This window comes from Gemmatimonas sp. (assembly GCF_041689975.1).
Lineage (GTDB): Bacteria > Gemmatimonadota > Gemmatimonadetes > Gemmatimonadales > Gemmatimonadaceae > Gemmatimonas.
Genome location: NZ_JBDNFF010000047.1, coordinates 1 through 4524, shown reverse-complemented (window position 1 = coordinate 4524; position 4524 = coordinate 1). Strand labels below are relative to the sequence as shown.

Genomic DNA, 4524 nt, shown 5'->3' with positions numbered 1-4524 from the left:
CGGCAGCGCCGATCCGTTCGTCCGCGTCACGGCGAAAACGGTGACGTAGGCGTCCTTGTTCACCGAAAGTGACAGGCCGGGCCAGTTCGCCAGCGAGGTCACGGCGGTCACGGCGCGCACGGTCACTTGCGGTGTCGACTCGGCCGCCGCCGCACTCTGCGTCGCTCCCTGAGCCAGCAGAGAACCGCTGAACGTCAAGGACGCGACGATCGCCAGCAATCAAAAAGATCCAAGCATGTCCGCTCTCCTGATTTCCGGAGGAAATGAATTAGTCTATTCGCCACTGAACGTGGGCTCTCGGCCTTAATTGTCAAACAATCAACCGTCGCCGCGGCTGCCACCCCATATCCGCCGTCATCGCGCTATGATTCCGGCACATGTCCCAGCCTCGCGCCGATCAGCTTGACCCCACCGTGTTGGCGGCCCTCGGCCACCTCGAGCTCATCGCCCGCTGGGTCGTCGACGGCTTCGCGACGGGTATGCACCGCTCGCCACGAAAAGGCTTCAGCGTCGAGTTCGCCGAGCACGGCCCAATTGTCGCCGGTTGGCGCTTCATCGTCCGCCCGCCAGCTGGTGCACTTGCTGCAGAATGCACACCAGTACGGGACGGAAGTCGATACTGTGCGTGCGTGGCGGTTGCGGCTGGCGCACGACACGACCCTGGCGGCGCTCTTGGAAGGGACCATGTTCCGCCTGTCTTTTCAGGAAGACGCATCAAGGGCGCGCTACCGTGTGGTCGCGCGGGACTCGTTGAAGCCAGCAGCGCCATACGCCTTGGTGGGACTGGCCAGCACCGTGGCAAATCACGGTGGTATCCGGAGTCGATGGTGCTGTTGGACAGGGCGTCCCGTCTGATGCTCCAGCAGGGCGGGACCAGTGGGCAGGCGGAAGCGCTCATTAAACGGCCCCCCATCTCGCTGCGAGTGTTTGGCGTGGATTCAGCGCGACGACTGATGCGGCAGGCTCCGATATGGATTCCCACTTGCGACGAGTGGCTGCGCGCCCGAGCTGGCGGCGCCGGGAAACAAGTGGAGGTCTGAGCGGGTACGCAGATTGCCGACAGCAGAGGGCAACGACTGGACCAGTCCGCTCGCCGATAGGGCCCGGTCTCGCAGAGCACGTGCGCTTTCGCTCGGGCGCAATATTTCGAGTCCACCGTCCGTGCGGATGCATCGTTGGCGTTGCTCGATACGGTGGTCGATCTGCAACGCCGCTCTCGCCAGTGGGGTAACGTCGCGGCCACGCTGCAGTGGCAAGGATCATCCTTGTTGTAGCGGGCACGCCACCGCGAGGCACGGGAAAAGCTGGACGCCTCGCTGGCCGCGGCACGGCGCAGCGCCAGTGTGAACGGCGAAGCGTGGGCCACTCTGCAACTGGGCTGGCGTATGCTGATCGTGCCCCGCCCCATCCACACTTGCACACAAGCGCTCCGGCAGGCACGGTTTCCGACCCTTGTCGTAGAACACCGTCGGCGTCCGCAGCATCGCGTCGAGCCGCGCCTGAAGTGTGCCGGCTCCGTGCATCGGCGCCAACAGATCGTGCTCGAGACGCGACGCCATGTACGCCATCACCTGCAAAGCGATCTCCGACTGGCGCCGGGAAATGATGATTGAGGCTCGACTTGCCGAACCCTGTCACTGCCGACGGCTCCGCCAGCGACGCGCCGTCATAGCCGTCGCGCCGTAATGTGTCCATCAGGCAATCGAGAATCTCGGCTTTTGAATGGCACGCAACAGGCATGAGTGTGGCGTGACGTGAGTGGACCCAATGGACGACGGCGGCAATGGCAACTGCATCACTCGCTTCAATTCGGCTTCGCGCTCCGCAATACGGCGGTGCAGCTGAACTGACGCCGCCTGTACGTCGGCCTCCGTGAACCTCGGCGCAATGTGGTGCGGACCGTTGCAGTCGAACGCCGCCACGTCGACGTGAGTGTAGCACACCGTCGTTACGCCGTAGCTCGGCGTCTGCAACTGCTTGGCGCACGCCGGATCGTGCGCGACCGACATCGTGCCGTACACCTTCAGCCGCTGCGTCCGAGGATCGTCCATCAGCAAGAGCGACACGCGATCATTCTGCGTGTATTGCCGACGGTCACCTCCTGTTTGTTGTCGCAAAAATGGCGAAGCCGAGCGTGAGCGCATCGAACACCCGCAGAAATCCCGCCGGGCCACCACAGTGCGGCACGTACGGCCAATCGGTCTCCGGGACGGAGGCACTGGAGGAGCTGTCGCGCGACGTGATGAACGCCGCTTCGGTTGGGCCGAGGCGGCGTTGACCACGGGGCCATCACCACCGTCGTAGCGATCCACGCTGTCGGCGTCGGGCCGCGCGGCGTGCACGGCCCGTATGGTCGCGATGTCGAGGTCGCGGTGGCGCATCGATGGCTCCGTGAGACGCGTGAGAAAAGAAGGCACCGAACGATCGGTACATGTTTGGATGTCGGCCCGCCGGTCAAGCACGGATGCGCCGCCATCACGCCGCCGCGCCGTGTCCACGAGCTCCGGTTGCCTTGGCAGGACGCCGCTTTGCGCTGCATTATTCCCGGACATCTGGTCCGGAGGATCGCGTTGAGGGCTGCGGAAGTGTTGACGAAGCGATGGAGTGGGCGCGCCCTGGCACTGGCCGTGGGCGTGTTGCCGCTCGTGACCCCATGTACGGCGCTCGTGGCGCAGGAGCGCGCACCAGTGTCGGCGGTCTTCACGCGCGTGCGTGGCGAGGTGCGGGACAGCGTGCACGGGGTAGCGCTCGCGCGCGCGACCGTCCAACTGGTGTCGTCGAATGAGCCGGGCCGGATCCGGTCGACCACCAGCAACGCGGCCGGGCAGTTCATGTTCGACAGCGTTCCCGCGGGGATCTACCTCGCCGGGTTCCTGCACCCGCTGCTCGATACGCTCGGCGTCGAAAGCACCTTGTTGCGGGTGGAGATCGAGACTGCCGTGCCGATCACGATCGCGCTGGGTACGCCGTCGGCGGCGACACTGATCGAGGCCCGCTGCGGTTTGCTCGCTCCCGACCGGCCGCCGGGTCTGTTCTTCGGCACCGCGCGCGCGGCCAACGGCGCGCCGCTTACCGCGGCGGCTCGGGTCCGCGCGCAGTACACCACCACCACGGCCACCGCGGCCGGCCTCTCTCGCACCCCCAACGTGAGGATCGCCACCGCCACCGCCGAGGGGCAATTCGCGGTGTGCGGCGTGCCACCGGGCGGCGTGATCGTCGTGCGGGGATCTGCCGGGGCCGACAGCAGCGGATTCGTGGAGTTGCCGGTGCCACGTAATGGTCTACTCGTTCGCGATCTGCTGCTGGGGACGGGCACCCGCATGGAAGCCGTGTCGGCACGTACGACCAGTGTGCTTCGCGGAGCCGCCACGTTGCGGGGCGTGGCTCGCACCGCCGCGGGTGCCTTCATCACCGGTGCTCGGCTGACGGTATGGGGCACGGGCATGGAAGTCGCGACGAACGCCGCGGGGCAGTACACGTTTCCGGCGCTGCCCGAGGGCACCTACACGCTGGAGGCGCGAGCGATCGGCTCGCAGCCGGTGCGCGTCGCCGTGGATCTGGCGGCGCGGCGCGACGTCATGGTCGATGTGCAACTCTCACCGCTTGTGGCCACGGTGGACACCATGCGCGTCCGAGCGAATCGCGCCGTCCCTATCGAAGAGTTCGAACGCCGACGCAGGCTCGGCTTCGGATACTTTCTCGATGAGGAGCAGATCAAGGCCAAGCGCCCCACATACATGGCCGACATCTTTCGAGGGACGCCGGGTGTGGTGACCCTACCCGGGCAGTTCGGCCGTGATCAGGTGCGACTGCGCGGCACCGGCATGACCGGCGATTGCGCGCCAGCCATCTTTCTCAACGGCCTCTATGTCCCGATCGAGGACGGCGATCTCGACGGCATCTTCAACCCGCTGGACGTGCGCGCCATCGAGATCTACGCGCGCACCTCCAGCATTCCGCTGCAGTTCCAGACCCGTAACGGCTGTGGATCGGCCGTGATCTGGACTGGGGCCCGCACCCTCGACGCGAAGGGCAGGTAGCGCAGTGCGATTCGTGCGTACCGTCGCGGTGCTAGGTGTCGCCGCACTGGTTGGCACACGCTAGGCGCGTAGCAGTGCGCCAACTCAAGGTACGGCGCTCTCGCCATTCGCCGTGGCCAAGGCCGAGGCGCTGCTGCGCGAGCGCACGAGTTGTCTGGGGTGTCATCGACTGCGCGGGGAGGGCGGGGCACTCGGTCCGGATCTGGATACCGTGCGCCGTCGTCGCGATCCCGCCCACATCGCGGCGACCGTGCGTGATCCACAACGGCTGCGCCCCGGTGTCGCCATGCCCCGCCTCCGCATGCCGGAGCGAGACCGTTCCCTCATCATTCGGTACTCAGGGGCGACCCCGCGACTCCGCCGAATGCTGTGTCCAGCCCATCGGGGGCGACCACGGATGGCGCCGCCCTCTACCAGCAGTGGTGTGCCGGATGTCACGGCGCGACCGGCCGTGGCGATGGCCCCAACGCCCGCGCCTTACCGG

6 protein-coding genes and 1 pseudogene are annotated in these 4524 nt (G+C 66.6%); 3 read left to right on the top strand and 4 right to left on the bottom strand.

Annotation, left to right across the window (positions count from 1 at the left end):
- The 4 genes from ACESNG_RS03530 to ACESNG_RS03515 all read right to left on the bottom strand — a co-directional run.
- Positions 1-198 (bottom strand): hypothetical protein (locus ACESNG_RS03530; protein ID WP_373067838.1); only part of this gene is annotated, 198 nt, incomplete at its 3' end.
- A 164-nt stretch (positions 199-362) separates the two neighbouring features.
- Entirely contained in the window at positions 363-527 is a 165-nt protein-coding gene (locus ACESNG_RS03525; RefSeq protein ID WP_373067836.1) for a hypothetical protein, read from the bottom strand.
- A 732-nt stretch (positions 528-1259) separates the two neighbouring features.
- Complete coding sequence (locus ACESNG_RS03520) at positions 1260-1577, bottom strand: hypothetical protein (RefSeq protein ID WP_373067834.1); 318 nt, start codon at positions 1575-1577, stop codon at positions 1260-1262.
- A gap of 117 nt (positions 1578-1694) precedes the next feature.
- Entirely contained in the window at positions 1695-2066 is a 372-nt protein-coding gene (locus tag ACESNG_RS03515) for a hypothetical protein (protein WP_373060314.1), read from the bottom strand.
- A gap of 519 nt (positions 2067-2585) precedes the next feature.
- On the opposite strand from ACESNG_RS03515, the gene ACESNG_RS03510 reads away from it, so the two are divergent.
- The 3 genes and pseudogenes from ACESNG_RS03510 to ACESNG_RS03500 form a co-directional block, all read left to right on the top strand.
- Positions 2586-4040: a carboxypeptidase regulatory-like domain-containing protein gene (locus ACESNG_RS03510; protein ID WP_373067832.1), complete on the top strand. Its 1455-nt coding sequence runs from the start codon at positions 2586-2588 to the stop codon at positions 4038-4040.
- A gap of 112 nt (positions 4041-4152) precedes the next feature.
- Positions 4153-4302, top strand: a pseudogene (locus ACESNG_RS03505) (c-type cytochrome); the annotation flags it as partial.
- A 107-nt stretch (positions 4303-4409) separates the two neighbouring features.
- Positions 4410-4524 (top strand): c-type cytochrome (locus ACESNG_RS03500; protein WP_373067840.1); only part of this gene is annotated, 115 nt, incomplete at its 3' end.